This window comes from Serratia sp. M24T3 (assembly GCF_000257645.1).
Lineage (GTDB): Bacteria > Pseudomonadota > Gammaproteobacteria > Enterobacterales > Enterobacteriaceae > Rouxiella.
The window spans coordinates 134,913-152,104 of sequence record NZ_AJHJ01000002.1; the positions used below are offsets into that span (position 1 = coordinate 134,913).

Genomic DNA, 17,192 nt, shown 5'->3' on the forward strand with positions numbered 1-17,192 from the left:
CTATCAGCGGCAGTAAATTAACCTAGTTCATATGACGAGAAGAATTAGGTTTCTTGACTCGCAGCGCTGAATTAATCGTTATTATGCAGAGCGCTGTTAACCCCACCCCAAACTGAGGAGTCGGTGGTCAGTGCTTCAACCGCGCCAGTTTTGCTGTTTCTTCTGAACAGGATGTTATTTTTTCCTGACAGATTGCGCGCATATTCGTGAGTTCCGTCTGGCAGCAGCACTTTGGTACCGGCGGTAACATAAAGGCCAGCTTCAACGATGCTGTTGTCGCCCAGCGAAATTCCGATACCGGCGTTGGCACCCAGCAGAGAGTCTTTGCCGATTGAGTTAACGGTTTTGCCGCCGCCTGACAGGGTTCCCATAATCGAAGCGCCGGCACCGACGTCACTGCCTTCGCCCACGGTCACTCCCGGGGTAATGCGGCCTTCGACCATGCTCTTGCCCAATGTACCGGCGTTAAAGTTGACGAAACCTTCGTGCATCACGGTAGTCCCTTCGGACAGGTAAGCCCCCAGACGGATACGATCGCCGTCGGCGACGCGCACGCCGCTTGGGATCACGTAATCCAGCATGCGTGGGAATTTATCTACCGAATACACCACCAGCTGATGATAGTCATCTGCAACGTGGCTTCTTAATTTTTCAACCAGCTGTGGAAATACCGGGCCAGCCGAGGTCCATGCTACGTTTGGAAGTTGCTCGAAAATACCCTGCAAGTTAATGCTGTTAGGTTTTACTTTTCTTTTCGACAGCCACTGCAGGCGCAGGTAAGCATCTTCGGTAGAAACGATCGGCTGATCGAGATCGACAGAAATCGAGAATTTCTCCTGACGAACAATGCCGTGTTTCTCGGCCAGACAGCTACGTTTGCTGGTCACATCATCAGGGTAAAACGCTTCTACAGTTTTGTCTGACGCCACGTCGACATATCTAAGCCCTTCGACTTCTACAATCTGCTTATTACTCATAATTATTCCAAAATCAGTAGTTAGCCGATTAAGATGCCACGCATGACGTTAGGTTTAAAATTATAATTACTAATAAAGTTAGACGATTTATTAATGAGGTGTTTTCAAGCAAGACTCTGGTATCAAAGATTCCAGGCAGTAACGCGTAGACTTTGTGCGAATTACGCCCGAAGATTCACTATCGATCCCCTCTCCGTAGTAATGCGCTTCCCTCTGGCTAAAAATTCCGAACATCGCATCTGACCCATTTTTTCACAAACTCTGACCAATAATGTCAACCCCCGCCCCCTGATTTTTTCCTGATTTAACGATGAGTTAACCCTGATTTATCCTTAATCACCAAATCTCGTCCTCGTCTGAACCTTGACGCCGAAACACAAGTAGGTAGACTGGGCTACCTATTCACTAAGAATTTGCAGGTTTAGGTATGAAAAGCAGCAAATCGGAACCACAACAAAGCGCCCGCGACCGCCTTTTAGGGGCCGCGCAGATACTTTTTTATAATGATGGGATTGCTGGTACGGGTATAGATGCGGTGGTAAAACGCGCCGGTGTCGCCAAGAAAAGTCTCTACAACAACTTCGCCTCCAAGGCGGAATTAGTTGAAACCTATCTGCAAATTCGTCATCAAGAATGGTTGTCGCTTTACGAAGCAAGACTGCAGCAGGCAAAAACCTCTAAAGAAGGGGTTCTGGCCGTTTTTCTTGCCTATCAGGATCACGCCGAGCACGCCTATGAACGCGGATTCAGAGGCTGCGGATTATTAAACGCCGCCGCTGAGTTGCCTGCGGATGCCCCCGGCAGACAGGCGGTTCGACGCCATAAAGAACAGGTGGAGTCTATTCTTGCAGAACATTTGCTTGGCCTTACAGCTGGAGATAAGACGAAAGCCCTTGATACCGCTCGTCTATTTTCATTTATGCTTGAAGGTGCCATGTCCCGCGCCGGCCTTGAAGGTAACGGAGAATGTGTTCGACAGGCATTAAAAATGGCCAACGCCATGATGGAGGCGATGTGAGACTTGGCACTCAGGCAGGCGGCGTGATGGCCGTACTTTTTGCCGCAATATTATGGGGAACGACCGGCACCGCGGCCACCTTTACCCCAAAAGTTAGCCCGCTGGCTATTGGGGCGGTGGCAATGGGCCTGGGTGGCCTGCTTCAGGCACTGATTGCGCTTAAAGGTATTCTCCGACATCGCGCCAAGTTAAAGCAAAACTGGCGTTTATTGCTTATCGGTGCAATCGCTGTCGCAGTTTATCCGCTGGCCTTTTATGCCTCTATGCATCTTGCCGGAGTCACCGTTGGCACAGTGATCTCAATTGGTTCCGCCCCGCTTTTCTCGGCATTAATCGAATATTTCTTTAGTGGTTCAAGACTGACAAAACGTTGGTTATCGGGCGCTACGCTGGGCGTTGTCGGCATGCTGTTGTTATGTCTGGCAAAAAATACCAACCATGTTGATACAAGCTCCTCCGCAGACGTTTTGAACGGTGTATTACTAGGCTTGCTGGCCGGGCTAACCTATGCACTTTACTCTTGGGCGGCACATCAAATCATGCGCAAAGGTATTGAATCAAAAACGGCGATGGGTGCCACCTTCGGAATCGGCGGTTTAATGCTGATGCCGGTACTGCTGCTGACCGGTGCCTCACTTGTTGAGTCATGGAACAACGCAGCGGTCGGGTTATATATGGCACTGGTGCCGATGTTTATCGGCTATGTCTGTTTTGGCTTTGGACTGGCAAGGATCCCCGCCAGCATGGCAACGACTCTGACTTTGCTGGAACCGGTAGTGGCCGCCGTTCTGGCGGTGTTTATCGTCGGAGAAAGAATATCTGCGCAAGGCTGGCTGGGCATCGCAATGGTAGGAGCCTGTCTAATCATTATCAGCATGCCGGCAAAAAATCCAAAACTGCAATTAAGCCGATCCTCTCATTAAACGGCCATCGGGCTGCACTCTATGCAGCCCGGCCAAATTGACTCGGCATCGTCATACTGTGGATACTGGCTAACTAATGTCGATTATGCTTCATCCCAGGCGTGCAAAGGGTCGTGATATTTTTCCCAGGCGATGGGTCCCTCCAGCATTTCCAAGTCGTTCAGCAGGCAGTTATCGAGATCCCGACGCAGTCCGGCCTCGTCCATGTCAATGCCGATAAACACTAATTCCTGTCGCGCATCACCTATGCCTTCAATCCAATATTCGAGGATAAATTGCAGCGTTTCAGGATCTTCAGGCCAGCGTTCACGCGGCACACTAGCCCACCACATGCCGGCCTTATGTTGTCTTGCCACACCACCGGCCTGCGACCATGACCCAGCAAAACTTGGTCGTGTCGCCAGCCAGAAAAATCCTTTGGAACGCACCACGCCCTGCAATTTATTCTCAATGATCGCGGCAAAACGCTGAGGATGGAAAGGCCGACGCGCTCGATAAACGAAATGGCCAATGCCGTATTCTTCGCTTTCCGGGGTATGCTCACCGCGCAGTTCCTTTAACCAACCCGGTGCCTGAGCTGCCTGTTCAAAGTCGAAAAGCCCCGTATTAAGCACCTTTTCCAGAGGCACCTTTCCAAAAGAAGCAACCTCAATTTTTGCCCGTGGATTCAGGCTATGCAGAATGGCAAACAGCTTTTCTTGCTGCTCGGTAGCAATAAGATCGATTTTGTTCAGCACTAACACGTCGCAAAATTCAATCTGCTCAATCAATAAATCGACCACGGTGCGTTCATCTAATTCTCCTAAGGATTCGCCGCGCTCCTGCAAAGGCGTGTCAGATTCGTAGTCTTTTAAAAAGTTGTAGGCATCAACTACCGTGACCATCGTGTCCAGACGAGCAATGTCGGACAGGCTTTGCCCCTGATCATCGGCAAAAGTAAATGTTTCCGCGACCGGCAGAGGTTCAGAAATGCCGGTTGACTCAATAACCAGGTGCTCGAAGCGCCCCGCTTTGGCCAGTCGATTGACCTCAATCAGCAAATCTTCACGCAGCGTGCAGCAGATACAACCATTGCTCATCTCTACCAGTTTTTCATCGGTGCGGGAAAGCTCGGCGCCACCTGCCCTGACCAGAGCGGCATCAATATTCACTTCTGACATATCATTAACGATTACCGCGACGCGCAATCCCTGTCGATTATTCAGAATATGATTGAGTAACGTGGTCTTGCCAGCACCTAAAAAGCCGGATAACACGGTAACGGGTAAGCGCATATCTCGATGGTGGGAAGCCGGGGTAACAGATTGAATCGGCATCAGATGACCTCTTATCAGTGATTAAATACCTTGTTATATTTATTATGTTATAACATAACAATAATTTAATCGCGCAATAAAATTGAGTCTATCCATCCCATTTCATCATCGTGTGTTAAGTGATGATTATCACAAATATGCAACTTCATTGCGGTAATCATCCAGTCTGACAAGTCAGATTTTGTGATTATTTTCAATAAAATCAAATGTAAATAAAAAATAGTTCATTTATTTCATTTTAAATTGAAATTGAAACTTTCATGCCTTTCGCTTAGCCTCTTGCTTATGATCTTTTCGCTGTTTAATTCAGGAGTTATTAAAATGAGTCAACTTCTCACCCTCGACGTTTTGCTTGAGCAAGAGCGCGAATACCGTTTCAACAATCTTGATTTCGATTTTAATTCCGCCTGGGCAATTGGTAATGCCATTCATCAACGCGCCTCAGAAGCCAATGCTCCGGTTGCTATCGAGGTGTTTGCTTTCGGCCAGCCTCTTTTCCTATCAGCCTTGCCAGGTTCAAGCGCCGATAATCTGGAATGGATGAAGCGAAAAAGAAATACCGTGCTGCGACTCGCCCATTCCTCTTTATTTGCGGGTCTGAACTACGAACAATCCGGCACGCGCATGGAACATCACACCTTTATCAATCAGGCAGAGTATTGCGATCACGGCGGTAGTTTTCCATTACTGACAAAATCCGGGGCTGTTTTTGGCGCGGTAAGCGTCAGCGGGCTGCCTTCCGAGGACGACCATGCGCTGGTGATCCACGGGATTAGTCACTATCTGAACAGCAAAAAGTAACTTTTCCAGGGACTGAACCATGAACCGCGAATTTGTAAAACTGGCGATAGCGCCAATCGGCTGGACCAACGATGACATGCCCGAACTGGGCATCGAAAATAGCTTTCAGCAGTGTATTAGTGAAATGGCACTCGCCGGATTTACCGGAAGCGAGGTTGGCAGCAAATATCCCCGCGATCCTGCTGTGCTTAAACCGGCATTGGCGCTTCGCGGCTTAGAAATCTGCAATGCGTGGTTCAGCACCTTTTTTGCCGACGGTCGCGGCGAGCAAACGATACAAGAATTTCGAGAAACTTTGGATTTCCTGCACAGCATGGGCGCTAAAGTAATTGGTTGTTCCGAGCAAAGCGGCAGTATTCAGGGGTTACCTCAGCCAGTTTATGGCGTGAAACCTGTTTTCAACGAGCTTGAGTGGCAGCGGGTTGCCGACGGTTATAACCACTTGGCAGAGTTGGCTTCTGAAAAGGGTATTTCGGTTTGTTTGCACCACCATATGGGAACGGGTATTCAAACCCCGGAAGAGATTGACCAGTTTATGGGCGTGGTGAACCAAAATGTTTATCTGCTGTTCGACACCGGCCACGTTTACGCCTCAGAACTGAATCAGCAAGCTCTGGTCAATGTGTTGGAAAAACACCTTGCCCGCATCCGCCACGTACACCTTAAAGACTGTCGTACCGCAGTGTTGAGTCGGGTGAAGCAGGATAACATTTCCTTTATGGGCGGCGTCTGTCAGGGAATGTTTACCGTGCCCGGCGACGGCGATATCGACTTTGCGCCAATATTTTCATTGCTGGAAAAAAGCGGTTACCGAGGATGGATGGTAGTCGAGGCCGAGCAAGACCCGGCAATTGCCAATCCGTTGGAATACGCCCTCAAAGCCCGGCAATTTATCCGCGAAAATACCGGCCTTTGAAAATAAAACGGGTTGCCAAGGCAACCCATTTTCTAGTTGTGAACGTGTATAAACGGCCTTGGGTAAATTTCCTGAAATTTGCTGTACCTCTTTCCCCTTTACGCTCAATGAATTAAATGCTCCCCCTGTTTTCTCAATTCATTAAAGTCGGCAAAAACCGTTGCACCGAGGTCGGTAAGCAGTTTGGCTTTTGCGCCAACGCCGATGCCGATAAACGCCACGTCGAGATTTTCTGCTGTCTTGAGATCCCAAACACCATCGCCAATGGAAATAATCTTTTGACCGGCAGCCAAAGAATATTTCTCAGTTGCCTGTTTAATGGCGTTAATCAGCAAATCTTCCCGAGTTAGGTATTCAGAAGCCGTCACCAAAATGGCATCGCGTAAATCAATATCTAGCGCAGCCAGCTTTTTCTCGGCGCCGTACCGTAAACTGCCGGTGGCATAGACGACTTTCCAACCCTGTTCATTTAACCAATGAATAAAAGAAGCCGCACCGGCGATCTCAGCAAAAGGTTTTTTCGCTAATTGTTGATCCAATTCGCGTATATAACGCGTTTCTAACTCTGCCAGATCACTCAATGAGGTAAATTTCGCCTCGGCCCACGCCTGCACGAATATCGCACTGTCGGTATGATGCAGATAGTTTACCCAATCAGTTCTCAGCGCCGGAAAATTAAAAGACCGTAGAGCGTTTTCAAACGCAAATTGGTGCTGGGGAATACTGTCAGTCAGGGTACCGTCGATGTCGAAGACTACAATACCGGTTTTTTGGTCTGTCATTAAATGGATCCCTAAGATAAGCCAATAACAAAGCTGAACAGTTGATTCTGCTGATTTATAGTAAGACTAAATTCACCACATCGCGTATTTTTCTGTGCCACCGGATGGCGTGTCGGCGATATAAACCTGAGTTATCTTGACGCCTTATTCGCCGTTGCCGATTTGCCAGATAAAGGTCGGATCGCTGCCGTTAACTTCCCAGTCGCCGACGTTACGAGTTTTGTAGATCACCGGATTATGCGACGCGACGGTGCGCGCGTTACGCCAATGCCTGTCCAGCGCTTTACTGGTACGAGTATCTGAAGCCCCCAAAGCATTGAACAGCTCAGTGGCCGCGCGTGGAATAAGTTCGCTGGCGATCACCTGAGCCTTGGCTGCATCAAGCTCGGCCTGCACGTTTGCCTGTTGAATTGCTGCTTGATCTTTACTTTCATGCAGCTCAAAAGCCTGCTGTAACGCATGGGTAGCCTGCTGCACTGTGGCTTCGACCGCGTAGGCCCAGCTGGAAACCTGCCCCACAACCTGCAACACCTGCACGTCTTGTTTCACCTGCCGAGCATTGCCGTGACTGTAAATACGTTTGCGATTGCCGACTGCCAGTGCTGCATCACGAGTGACCGCACGGCCAATTCCGGCCAGCGTTGACAATAAAACGTGCTGATAAAACGCGGTCTGATAACGGAAACGCTCGCTGAAGTCATAGACGTGCGACGCCTCCACCGCGGCCTGCTCAAAACGCGTGCTGCCGCTGCCGGTCAGGCGCTGGCCGAAACCGTCCCAGTCATCGTCGAGCTTTACTCCGCTCTGATGAGTGTTGACTAGTGCAATCACATCGCGGCCGTTGTCGGCGCGCTGGGCGTAAACATCAATCCAGTCGGCATACAGTGAGCCAGTGCTGTAAAACTTGTGCCCGTTTAGCAGCCAGCCATTATCTGCCGGTGTGACCTTTGTTATTACTTCGCCCAACTTCAGATTGCCGATTTCTGTCCAACCGCTGCCCACCAGCTCGCCGTCGGCAAAGCGGCGGAACCAGCGCTGCCTAGCTTCGCTGTCGGGCTGATTCAGTCGATCTTCAACAAAAGCAAAGTGCGCGCGCAAAGCCTGTGGCAGGTTGGAATCAGCCTCGGCGAGCTCGGTTAACAACTGAAACAGCTGCGGTAACGTGACGCCAAAACCGCCTTGACTCACCGGAATTCGCAAGGTGCCGAAACCAGCCTCTTTCAGCCAGCGAATTGGCTCGACCGCCAGCACCCGATCGCGCTCGCGTTCCACCGCGCCTTCGGCGATGCGGGCAAAAATCTGCCGGAAACGGGCAGCGATCTGTTGATAATCAGGGGTAGCGTGATGTTGTTCAGACATGTTGTTCTCCATTTTCGGTATGGTCGTCAATATCGCGGCGGGTTGGTTCAAAGCGCACCACCAACAGGAAGGCAATAGGCAGCAGCGCGCTCAGAGAGACAATCCAGAACATGTTGGTGCCAAAGGTGGCCTGCAAAATTGGCAAGATAAACAGTGCCAGCGCACTGCCGATACCTGATAAGGATCGGCTGAAACCGACGCCGGTTGCGCGGATATGAGTTGGGTAAGACAGGGACGGATAAATCATGATCTGCGCGCCTGGGCCAAAACCTTCGGCAAACAGCCACAGACCTAGCATCAGGATGGCGAAAACAATGCCAATAAGCGCCGTCGGATGGCCAATCAGTGCCAGCGCAACCAGAGCAATAAACTGCAAGGCAAAACCGGCAATAGCAACGTGACGAGACGGGAATTTCCACGCCAGACGCATACCCAGCAGGCCGCCGGTAAAGGCAAACAGCGCGTTAAGCCCCAGCGACGCAGAGATAGTTTCAAACACCCCGGCGCCGAGAAACTGCGCCAGAATCGATGGCAGGAAAAAGGCAATTGCGGTGTATTCGAAAGATACACAGACATTCATCACTCCGGCAACGATAGTGCGTTCGCGATAAGGTTTCTGGAACAGCACGCGGAAGCTGACTTTTGGCGGCGTCTGTTTGACCTGTTTGGCAATCGCCTCTTTATCTTCATGCGCCTGGATGCCATAAGAATCGCGCAGAATACGCGCTGCGCCACTCAAATCCCCCTGATTGGCCGCCCACAGCGGTGATTCATTCATAAATTTGCTGCGCACCGCAATGATCAACAACGCAGGCACTGCGCCAAACAGCAGTGACGCACGCCAAAGCCAGTCGATATGCTCTTTCGGCAGCAAGAAATACAAACCAAAGATGATCAGAAAACACACCGAGGACGCGGCGTACCACATTGGGCACCAGGCCGCTACGCGCGAAGCTTTGTTGGCTTTGCCGGTAAATTTCGAGAATTCGGCCAGATAGGCCATCGCCACCGGCAAGTCGATGCCGACGCCGACTCCCATCAGGAAACGGGCGCCGATTAATACCCAAACATTAGGTGCCAGACCGGCGGCGATAGCAGAAACCACGAAGAACAGCATGTCAGCCATAAAGACGGAATAGCGCCCGTATTTGTCCGTCAGCCAGCCACCGAGTAGGTTGCCGACAATGGTGCCGAGCATAATCGATGAAGCAACAAAGCCGGTGAGCGTTGGGGTCAGGCTGAAATCTTTAACCACATCGTCGATGCCATAGGACAGCGTAGTCAAGTCATAGGCGTCTAAAAACACGCCGCCCAGCGCCAGAAAAACTATCCAGCGGGCATAGCTGTTTTTACTGTCGCTGGTGTTGATCAGCTGAGCCACGTCGCTGACTGAACCTATTGGTGTTGAATGCAATGGCGGCACATCGATGCCGTCATCAATATTAATGGTGCTCATAAAACCCTCTGTTTTTTTAATCATATGAAGAGAAGTGTTGGCAAACAGGTGCAACCGCTTTTAACAAGTACTAAGAAGCAGTTATAAAGGGCTTTACGGGGGATAACAAACAACAAATATTGATAATAAATTCATTAAAATCAATAAGTTGATAGCATTAATTAATAGCAATGCAAAAGCCGGGCAAGCATGGAGCCGACCCGGTTGCGAACCAGAAAACAGGTTAAAACTTACCTTTCATTAGCTGTGCACAGGCTGGGTTTCCTGCTTTGTGTTGCGGCGATAACCCGCGCCCGGATGCGGTGCCTGCAAACGGTCACCCTGATTAAACAATTTTTCACGCAGCGTGCCCGTCTGGTAATCCTGCTTGTAAACGCCACGTTTTTGTAGCTCGGGCACCAGCAAGTCAACTACGTCGGTAAAGGTTTCATGCGTCACCGCATAGGCCAGATTAAAACCGTCAACATCGGTCTCTTCGACCCAGCTTTGCAGCTCGTCGGCCACTGTTGCGGCACTTCCGACAATGAGTGGACCAAAGCCGCCAATGCCGACCCAGTCTGCCAATGCCTGCACGGTCCACTGGCGGTCAGGATCGGCGGTCGAGAAGGTTTCAACTGCCGACTGAATGGCGTTGGTGTGCAGATGTTTTAGCACCTGATCCGGCTGATATTGCCCAAAGTCGATGCCGGTCCAGCCGGAGATCAGCGCCAGTGCGCCCTCGTAGCTGACATAACTTTTATAATCCAGCCACTTGGCCTGTGCCTGCTGGTCGGTTTCGCCGACGATCACTGTTTGCAGATTGAAAATCAGTACCTTGCGTGGATCGCGCCCAGCCTCTGCGGCACGACGACGAATATCCGCCACCGTTTTCTTCAGCAGCACTTTTGACGGCACGGCAACAAACACGCACTCGGCATGTTCGGCGGCGAACTGCTTGCCGCGACTGGAAGCCCCTGCCTGATAAAGAACCGGCGTGCGCTGCGGTGATGGCTCACAAAGGTGAATTCCCGGCACCTGGAAGAAGGTTCCCTGATGATTAATCGGGTGGATTTTACCTGGATCACTGAACACCCGACGCTCGCGGTCGCGTAAAATTGCACCCTCTTCCCAGCTCCCCTCCAGCAGCTTGTAGACCACCTGTAAATATTCGTCGGCGTAGTCATAGCGTGCGTCGTGATCGGCCTGCGCCTGATAGCCAATGTTGCGCGCGCCGCTTTCCAAATACGAAGTCACGATATTCCAGCCGATGCGCCCCTTGGTCAGATGATCCAAGGTCGACAGGCGACGGGCAAACGGATAAGGATGTTCAAACGACAACGACGCCGTCAGGCCGAATCCAAGATGCTCGGTAACCAGCGCCATCGGGGTAATCAGCGCCAACGGATCATTGACCGGCACCTGAGTGGCGTTGCGAATGGCCGCGTCGTTGTTACCATCCAGCACGTCGTACACGCCCAGCACGTCGGCGATAAACAGGCCGTCGAATTTTCCGCGCTCCAGCAATCGTGCCAAATCGGTCCAATATTCCAAATCTTTATACTGCCATGAGCGGTCGCGCGGATGTGCCCACAGACCCGGTGACTGGTGACCGACACAGTTCATATCAAAAGCGTTTAAGCGAATTTCACGTTGCGATGACATAGCGTACTCCCTGGATAACCGGGTCTCTGCAAGCTGCCCGGATCACAATAGTTATCTGAATAAATCAGGAAAAACTCACAAAAAAATCAGGAAAATATCAGAGGATTTTCGGTGAAGTTGGACATCGTTCAACCGGCTGGCTAGCGTGGATGTTCAGCAATTGGCGAGCCACCGTTTCAGCATGTTCGGCAACCTGCGGCAGACCCATCAGCTCGCCAAAACGGCCACGCGCCGATGGACCCACCACGTAAAGATGCGGGTTGGCCTGGTTGTCGAGATTTAAGGTCTGCGAATCAGCATTGACAGCGATGCCCAGCGCCAGCGGATCGGCCTGAATCAGCCCTTGCGTCGCCAGTTGGTTAAGCAACGCATCGGTTTTTAGCAAGGTGCCGTGAGCCGGTCCGGTAGTGACTACCAGCTTATCGACGAGCAAAATCTTCGGTTCGCCGCCTCGTGGCTGCAGAGTCAGCCGCAAAGCATTACCTTCGGCTTTGGCACTCAGCAGGCGAGCCGCCTGAAGCTGCAAACGCCCTTCACTCTGCAGGTGTTCAATCACCGCGCTGACCTGCGGTGCAATGCGGTAGCGGTGCACGTCCCACCACGGGCGGAGGTGGCGCAAAAAACGGCGCTGCTCGTTTAGGGAAAGTTGCTGCCACAGCTGTTGGCCGTGAAGGCGGATGTCATCCAGTACCAGCTGCCAAGGCAGGTTTTGCTCCGCCGCCTGCGCCACCTCCTGGCGGACCCGTCGCAACCAGCCGCGCGCGGTGCTGGCTTGTTGTTGCTGATAATTCAACGGGCGCGGTTCAAAAGAACCGCCGAGATTCGGGCGCGGCAGCTGGCCACGGCGGGAAAACGCCACCACCGGCCCCTGATGACCCAATCGATTTAGCGAAGCCAGCACGTCAGACATGGTTAAACCGCTGCCGATGATCGCCACGCGATCCTGTTCTGCAACACGGTCCAAAGCATCAACCTCCCACGGATTGGCAATCAGTGCCGGGTGATCTTTTAATGCTTCAAGCGCGCCGGGCAATGCCGGTGGAGGGTGGCTGATTGCCAGCACCACCTCATCAGCCTGGTAACGCTGGCCGGAAGCGGTGATCACTGTGTCGCCCTCCAGCGCTACCGCCGGCTCGCGGACGTGGGTCAACTCGACAGGAGAAGACGCTGTCGCGCGGGAAAGCTGTTCGGCGATATAAACACCAAACTGGCCGCGCTGCGGATAGACTTTGCCGTCGTGCCAGCGGGCCGCAGTATCTTCATTAAAAGCCTCGGTGGTTCGGTACCAGCGATCAAAATCGCCCTCTTCGGCTGCTGAAAGCTGCATCCGCTCGGCTGGCACATTGATGCGATGCGCCGGATCCTGCGTGCCATAGGCCACGCCGCGCGCCAGCTGTTCACGGGGTTCTATCACCGTAACTTTCAGTCCACCAGCGCCGTTGCGCAGCAGGTGTACTGCCAGCGCGGTACCAGAAAAACCGCCGCCGACGATGACGATACGCCGGTCAGCCATGCGCCAACTCCCGCTGCTGCTGCTGCTGGCGTTCCAATTCACGAACCCGCGGGATAACTTCGCGGCCAAAGAACTCGACCTCCTCATGGAAGTGCAGGAAGCCCAGCAGCATCAGACTGACGCCGGTATTTTTCAGTGCAATGATGCGCTCGGCAATTTGCTGCGGTGTACCAATCAGATTGGTTTTAAAGCCATCGTTATATTGGACTAAATCTTCAAGGGTGGATTTTGCCCAGTTACCTTCACCTTCAGGCGAAGCATTCCCGGCATTTTTTGCCTCATGGGCAAAGCCTTTTACCGCTTCGGGATTGGCCTGAGCCACAATTTCCTGCAATACCTGCTGCGCCTGCTGTTCGGTATCGCGGGCAATGACAAAACCGTTAACGCCTACCTTGACCTGATGCTGATTAGCGGCTGCTTTCAGCTGAATATCTTCAACCTGCTGGCGGATGCCTTCTACACTATTGCCATTGGTGAAATACCAGTCGGAGACACGAGCGGCCATGTCGCGAGCCGCGCGTGAACTGCCACCCTGAAAGATTTCTGGCAGCGGATTAAGCGGTTTTGGCTTCATCACATAGTCACGATAGCGGTAGAAATCACCGGCAAAATTAAAAGTTTCCTCCTGCCAAATACCGCGAAGGCAGCGGATAAACTCTTCGGATCGCAGGTAGCGTTCTTCGTGGTCCAACCACGGCTCGCCAATCGCCTTAAACTCACCGCGAAACCAGCCGCTGACGATATTTACCGCGATGCGGGCATGGGTTAGATGGCTGATAGTGGCGATTTGTTTGGCCGCCAATGTAGGATTCCACGGACCGGGCAGCAGTGCGGCAATCACTTTCAGCTTTTCGGTAGCACCTAGTAGCCCCTGAGAAAAACTCACGGACTCATGCTGATTGTCAGCCCCGTAACCGGCGGTAAAACGAATTTGCGTCAGTGCGTAATCGAAACCGGCACGTTCGGCGATTTGCGCCAGCTTGCGGTTGTAGTCGAAATCCCAGCTGGTGCGCTGTTCAATATTGCTGATCACCAGCCCGCCAGAAACGTTTGGCACCCAATAGGCAAACTGAATAGGTTGATCGATTGATTGTTGGCTCATGAATAGTTCCTTAGCTGGCGCTGGTTTGTTTCACCGGACGGCGATCGCCACCGATGGTTTCGCCGAACGGCCCGGTATTCACCGTACGCTGCTTTTTTTCGGCGTTAGAGGCCAGTGGCAGCAGCGGCATCACCAGTTCGGCAAAGCGATGAGCCTCTTCGAGGTGCGGATAACCAGAGAAGATAAAGTTCTCGATGCCCAGCGCCTGATACTCACGAATACGCTCGGCGACCTGCTGCGGCTTACCCACAAGCGCCGTCCCCGCACCGCCGCGAACCAGCCCGACACCGGCCCACAGGTTTGGCGCGATACGCAGTCCGTCGAGAGAACCGCCGTGCAGGGCGCTCATACGTGCCTGCCCGGTGGAATCCATACGCGCAAAAATTTTCTGCGCGGCGGCGATAGTGTCTTCATCAAGATGAGCAATTAAACGGTCAGCGGCTGCCCAGGCTTCCTCTTCGGTTTCACGCACAATAACGTGCAAACGAATGCCGTAATTCAGTTTACGACCACGCGCGGCGGCACGTCTGCGCACCACTTCAAGCTTCTCTTTAACCTGCTCCACCGGTTCACCCCAGGTCAGGTAGGTGTCGATCTGATTAGCCGCCACGTCGATGGCCTCGTCAGAAGACCCTCCGAAATACAGCGGTGGGCCATCTTCCTGAACCGGCGGAAACAGCACTTCAGCGCCCTCGACATGAATATGTTCGCCGTGGTAATCAACTTTTTCGCCCTTCAGCAGGCGGGAATAAACGTCAAGGAATTCGCGCGTCACCTGATAACGCTCGGCGTGGCCGAGGAAAATACCGTCGCCTTTGTTTTCTACCGGATCGCCGCCGGTCACCACGTTGATAAGCAAGCGGCCTTCTGACAGTCGGTCCAGCGTTGCCGCCATGCGTGCCGCCAGCGTCGGCGGTTGCAGTCCCGGACGCACCGCGACCAGATAACGCAGTTTTTTGGTAATCGGTGCCAATGCCGAGGCTACCAGCCAGGAATCTTCACAGCTTTTACCGGTTGGAATAAGCACGCCGTAGTAGCCGAGACTATCGGCAGCTAATGCAACTTGTTGTAAATAAGGTAAATCTACCGGACGGCCACCCTCAGTGGTTCCCAGATAACGCCCGTCTCCATGGGTCGGTAGAAACCAGAATACGTTGATGTTGTCCTGTACTGAGTCGCTCATTATCACTTTCCTATATAACGATATCTTAATTTATTAGATACAAAACATCCGTTTGGTTATAAAGGTAAAAGCAGGAAGTATGCCAAGACGGTAAAAATTTAAAATCAATAAATATCAATGCGTTAAAAATTCTGCATGTTCAAAAATTTGTTGCAAATGCAACAACCGCTGCCACCACGCTGCCGCATTTGCAACAAATCTCAATTTTGCCGTCTCGCTCAACGGCCAGTACAACGGTATTGTTTCTTACCGTTTACCAACCCGCTGGAGTGAAAGATGCAGAATCACGGCCCTACTTTGATCGATCCCGCGTCGCTCGCCTTTCAAAGCGTGCTTGACCGCCTCGCCCCTACCGACGCCACTGTGCTGATTGTAGGGGAAACCGGAACCGGCAAAGAGGTGGTGGCCCGTTATCTGCATCACCACAGCCCGCGCAGGCAGCAGCCATTTTTGGCAGTGAACTGCGGTGCGCTCACGGAAAGCCTGGCGGAGTCGGAACTGTTTGGTCATGAAAAAGGCGCATTTACCGGCGCACGCGATCGCCATCAGGGTTGGTTTGAAGCCGCCGAGGGCGGAACGCTGCTGCTGGATGAAATAGGCGAGCTGAGTTTACCTTTGCAGGTCAAACTGTTACGAGTATTGCAGGAACGTGAGGTAACCCGGGTTGGCTCGCACCGCGCCGTGAAGGTCAATGTGCGGGTAATTGCGGCGACTCACGTTGATTTAGCGCAGGCGATCCGCGAACGCCGTTTCCGGGAAGATCTCTATTATCGTCTCAATGTTGCAGCCGTAACCCTGCCGCCGCTGCGCCAGCGTCGCGAAGATATTCCACTGCTGGCAGAGCATTTTCTGCGGCTGTATGCCCGTCGTCTCGGCCGCCCTCAGCTACAAATTAGCGACGAGACGATGGCTGCCTTGATGGAATATCCGTGGCCGGGCAATATTCGCGAGTTGGAAAATACCCTGCACAATGCCGTGCTGCTCAGCCGCGAAACGATCATTTCTCCACGCCAACTGCGTCTCAGCTCGGTGAGCGCAGACACTTTACCCGCCAGTGAACAGGCGCTGGACGAATTTATCCGTCAGCATCTGCAAAGCGGCAATCAGCAGATTTATCAACGAGTCACCGATGCACTGGTGCGCAATGCCTTTGAAATCAGCGGCAGCAACCAGCTGCAAACCGCGTCGCTGCTGGGGATCAGTCGTCACACACTGCGCACGCATCTGGGGCATCTCGGTTTAATCAAACCGCGACGCAGCCCCAGTGGCAACGGCCAGCGCAGTCATCGCAATCGCGCGCCCCATGAACGCGAGCTGCGGATTGGCTATCAAAGATTTGGCAATCTCGGGATTCTCAAGGCGCGACAATCGCTGGAACAGCAGTTCGCGGGCAGCGGGATTAGCGTGCTGTGGAGTGAATTCCCCGCCGGTCCTCAATTACTGCATGCATTGAGCAACGGCGAGATTGATTTCGGCACCACCGGCGAAGTTCCGCCGCTGTTTGCACAGGCCAGTGATAATCGGGTGCTGTATGTCGCCTGGGAACCTGCGGCACCGCAAAGCGTGGCGCTGCTGGTCGCGAATGAAAGCCCCATCGTAAATATCAGCGATCTGCGGGGTAAACGTATCGCAGTAAATAAAGGTTCCAACGTTCATTATCTGCTGGTGCAGATTCTCGACGAGGCAGGCCTGACGCTTGACGACGTGAGAGTCGTGTATTCACCGCCTAAATATCCGCTGACGCCCAGCGATCACCACGCCGTTGATGCCTGGATGATGTGGGACCCGCTGCTCAGCGACGCCGAACGCTGCGGGCAACTGCGCGTTATCGCCAACGGCAGTGGGCGGGTAAACAATCATCAGTTTTATCTGGCGCACCGGGAATTTGCCACCCATTCAGGCGATCTGCTGCATCAGTTGATGGACGCGCTGGTGCAGACCGGGCGTTATATCGATGCCAACCGAAACGAGGCGGCCAGCCTGCTCTCGGCCGAGCTTGGACTGGCCACAGATTCGCTAAGTCTTGCGCTGGCGCGCCGCAGTCATCAAACCCAGAGAATGGGTTTAGGGATTATTCGCGACCAGCAAGCCATCGCCGATCGCTTCTATGCGCTGGGATTAATTGCGCGTGCTATTAACGTTCGCGATGCGGTCTGGGCCGAGTAAAGCTTTCATCTAAGTTATGACTTTATTCTATTAAGCGCT

The 17,192-nt window shown here is 52.6% G+C and carries 14 protein-coding genes; 5 read left to right on the forward strand and 9 right to left on the reverse strand.

Annotation, left to right across the window (positions count from 1 at the left end):
- Positions 1–71: 71 nt before the first annotated feature.
- Positions 72–977, reverse strand: coding sequence for a DapH/DapD/GlmU-related protein (locus SPM24T3_RS02325; protein ID WP_009635080.1), 906 nt, complete (start codon positions 975–977; stop codon positions 72–74).
- 427 nt (positions 978–1,404) lie between these two features.
- Between SPM24T3_RS02325 and SPM24T3_RS02330 the strand changes: the two genes are divergently transcribed.
- Positions 1,405–1,995 (forward strand): TetR/AcrR family transcriptional regulator, encoded by a 591-nt coding sequence (locus tag SPM24T3_RS02330; RefSeq protein ID WP_009635081.1) that lies wholly within the window; start codon positions 1,405–1,407, stop codon positions 1,993–1,995.
- Positions 1,996–2,021: 26 nt separating this feature from the next.
- Positions 2,022–2,918 carry a DMT family transporter gene (locus tag SPM24T3_RS02335; protein ID WP_050956131.1) on the forward strand — a complete coding sequence of 299 codons (897 nt, stop codon included), beginning with the start codon at positions 2,022–2,024 and terminating at the stop codon, positions 2,916–2,918.
- An 83-nt stretch (positions 2,919–3,001) separates the two neighbouring features.
- Here SPM24T3_RS02335 and zigA read toward each other — a convergent pair whose 3' ends face one another.
- Positions 3,002–4,234: a zinc metallochaperone GTPase ZigA gene (gene zigA / locus SPM24T3_RS02340; protein ID WP_009635083.1), complete on the reverse strand. Its 1,233-nt coding sequence runs from the start codon at positions 4,232–4,234 to the stop codon at positions 3,002–3,004.
- A 321-nt stretch (positions 4,235–4,555) separates the two neighbouring features.
- On the opposite strand from zigA, the gene SPM24T3_RS02345 reads away from it, so the two are divergent.
- A complete protein-coding gene (locus tag SPM24T3_RS02345) occupies positions 4,556–5,035 on the forward strand; it encodes a heme-degrading domain-containing protein (RefSeq protein ID WP_009635084.1) in 480 nt (159 codons plus the stop codon).
- A 19-nt stretch (positions 5,036–5,054) separates the two neighbouring features.
- Positions 5,055–5,951, forward strand: a complete 897-nt coding sequence (gene iolE / locus SPM24T3_RS02350; protein ID WP_009635085.1) for a myo-inosose-2 dehydratase — start codon at positions 5,055–5,057, stop codon at positions 5,949–5,951.
- A gap of 104 nt (positions 5,952–6,055) precedes the next feature.
- Here the strand turns inward: iolE and SPM24T3_RS02355 are convergent, their stop codons facing one another.
- From SPM24T3_RS02355 to ssuD, 7 genes are all read right to left on the reverse strand, one after another.
- Entirely contained in the window at positions 6,056–6,733 is a 678-nt protein-coding gene (locus tag SPM24T3_RS02355) for an HAD family hydrolase (protein ID WP_009635086.1), read from the reverse strand.
- 144 nt (positions 6,734–6,877) lie between these two features.
- Complete coding sequence (locus SPM24T3_RS02360) at positions 6,878–8,092, reverse strand: acyl-CoA dehydrogenase family protein (protein ID WP_009635087.1); 1,215 nt, start codon at positions 8,090–8,092, stop codon at positions 6,878–6,880.
- A complete protein-coding gene (locus SPM24T3_RS02365; protein WP_009635088.1) occupies positions 8,085–9,548 on the reverse strand; it encodes an MFS transporter in 1,464 nt (487 codons plus the stop codon). The genes SPM24T3_RS02360 and SPM24T3_RS02365 overlap by 8 nt, the downstream gene beginning before the upstream one ends.
- 240 nt (positions 9,549–9,788) lie before the next feature.
- Entirely contained in the window at positions 9,789–11,189 is a 1,401-nt protein-coding gene (locus tag SPM24T3_RS02370) for an LLM class flavin-dependent oxidoreductase (RefSeq protein WP_009635089.1), read from the reverse strand.
- A 97-nt stretch (positions 11,190–11,286) separates the two neighbouring features.
- Positions 11,287–12,702 (reverse strand): FAD/NAD(P)-binding protein, encoded by a 1,416-nt coding sequence (locus SPM24T3_RS02375; RefSeq protein WP_009635090.1) that lies wholly within the window; start codon positions 12,700–12,702, stop codon positions 11,287–11,289.
- The gene (gene sfnG, locus SPM24T3_RS02380) at positions 12,695–13,804 is read right to left on the reverse strand and encodes a dimethylsulfone monooxygenase SfnG (RefSeq protein WP_009635091.1); all 1,110 of its coding nucleotides are present in this window, start codon (positions 13,802–13,804) and stop codon (positions 12,695–12,697) included. Before sfnG ends, SPM24T3_RS02375 begins: the two co-directional genes overlap by 8 nt.
- Before the next feature lie 10 nt (positions 13,805–13,814).
- Positions 13,815–14,987, reverse strand: coding sequence for an FMNH2-dependent alkanesulfonate monooxygenase (gene ssuD / locus SPM24T3_RS02385; protein WP_009635092.1), 1,173 nt, complete (start codon positions 14,985–14,987; stop codon positions 13,815–13,817).
- 276 nt (positions 14,988–15,263) lie between these two features.
- On the opposite strand from ssuD, the gene SPM24T3_RS02390 reads away from it, so the two are divergent.
- Complete coding sequence (locus tag SPM24T3_RS02390; protein ID WP_009635093.1) at positions 15,264–17,153, forward strand: sigma-54-dependent Fis family transcriptional regulator; 1,890 nt, start codon at positions 15,264–15,266, stop codon at positions 17,151–17,153.
- Positions 17,154–17,192 lie beyond the last annotated feature (39 nt).

Excerpts from the sequence above, each read along its gene's own strand:
- SPM24T3_RS02325 (WP_009635080.1), bottom strand. The coding sequence starts at position 977 with ATGAGTAATAAGCAGATTGTAGAAGTCGAAGGGCTTAGATATGTCGAC.
- SPM24T3_RS02330 (WP_009635081.1), top strand. The coding sequence starts at position 1,405 with ATGAAAAGCAGCAAATCGGAACCACAACAAAGCGCCCGCGACCGCCTT.
- SPM24T3_RS02335 (WP_050956131.1), top strand. The coding sequence starts at position 2,022 with ATGGCCGTACTTTTTGCCGCAATATTATGGGGAACGACCGGCACCGCG.
- zigA (WP_009635083.1), bottom strand. The coding sequence starts at position 4,234 with ATGCCGATTCAATCTGTTACCCCGGCTTCCCACCATCGAGATATGCGC.
- SPM24T3_RS02345 (WP_009635084.1), top strand. The coding sequence starts at position 4,556 with ATGAGTCAACTTCTCACCCTCGACGTTTTGCTTGAGCAAGAGCGCGAA.
- iolE (WP_009635085.1), top strand. The coding sequence starts at position 5,055 with ATGAACCGCGAATTTGTAAAACTGGCGATAGCGCCAATCGGCTGGACC.
- SPM24T3_RS02355 (WP_009635086.1), bottom strand. The coding sequence starts at position 6,733 with ATGACAGACCAAAAAACCGGTATTGTAGTCTTCGACATCGACGGTACC.
- SPM24T3_RS02360 (WP_009635087.1), bottom strand. The coding sequence starts at position 8,092 with ATGTCTGAACAACATCACGCTACCCCTGATTATCAACAGATCGCTGCC.
- SPM24T3_RS02365 (WP_009635088.1), bottom strand. The coding sequence starts at position 9,548 with ATGAGCACCATTAATATTGATGACGGCATCGATGTGCCGCCATTGCAT.
- SPM24T3_RS02370 (WP_009635089.1), bottom strand. The coding sequence starts at position 11,189 with ATGTCATCGCAACGTGAAATTCGCTTAAACGCTTTTGATATGAACTGT.
- SPM24T3_RS02375 (WP_009635090.1), bottom strand. The coding sequence starts at position 12,702 with ATGGCTGACCGGCGTATCGTCATCGTCGGCGGCGGTTTTTCTGGTACC.
- sfnG (WP_009635091.1), bottom strand. The coding sequence starts at position 13,804 with ATGAGCCAACAATCAATCGATCAACCTATTCAGTTTGCCTATTGGGTG.
- ssuD (WP_009635092.1), bottom strand. The coding sequence starts at position 14,987 with ATGAGCGACTCAGTACAGGACAACATCAACGTATTCTGGTTTCTACCG.
- SPM24T3_RS02390 (WP_009635093.1), top strand. The coding sequence starts at position 15,264 with ATGCAGAATCACGGCCCTACTTTGATCGATCCCGCGTCGCTCGCCTTT.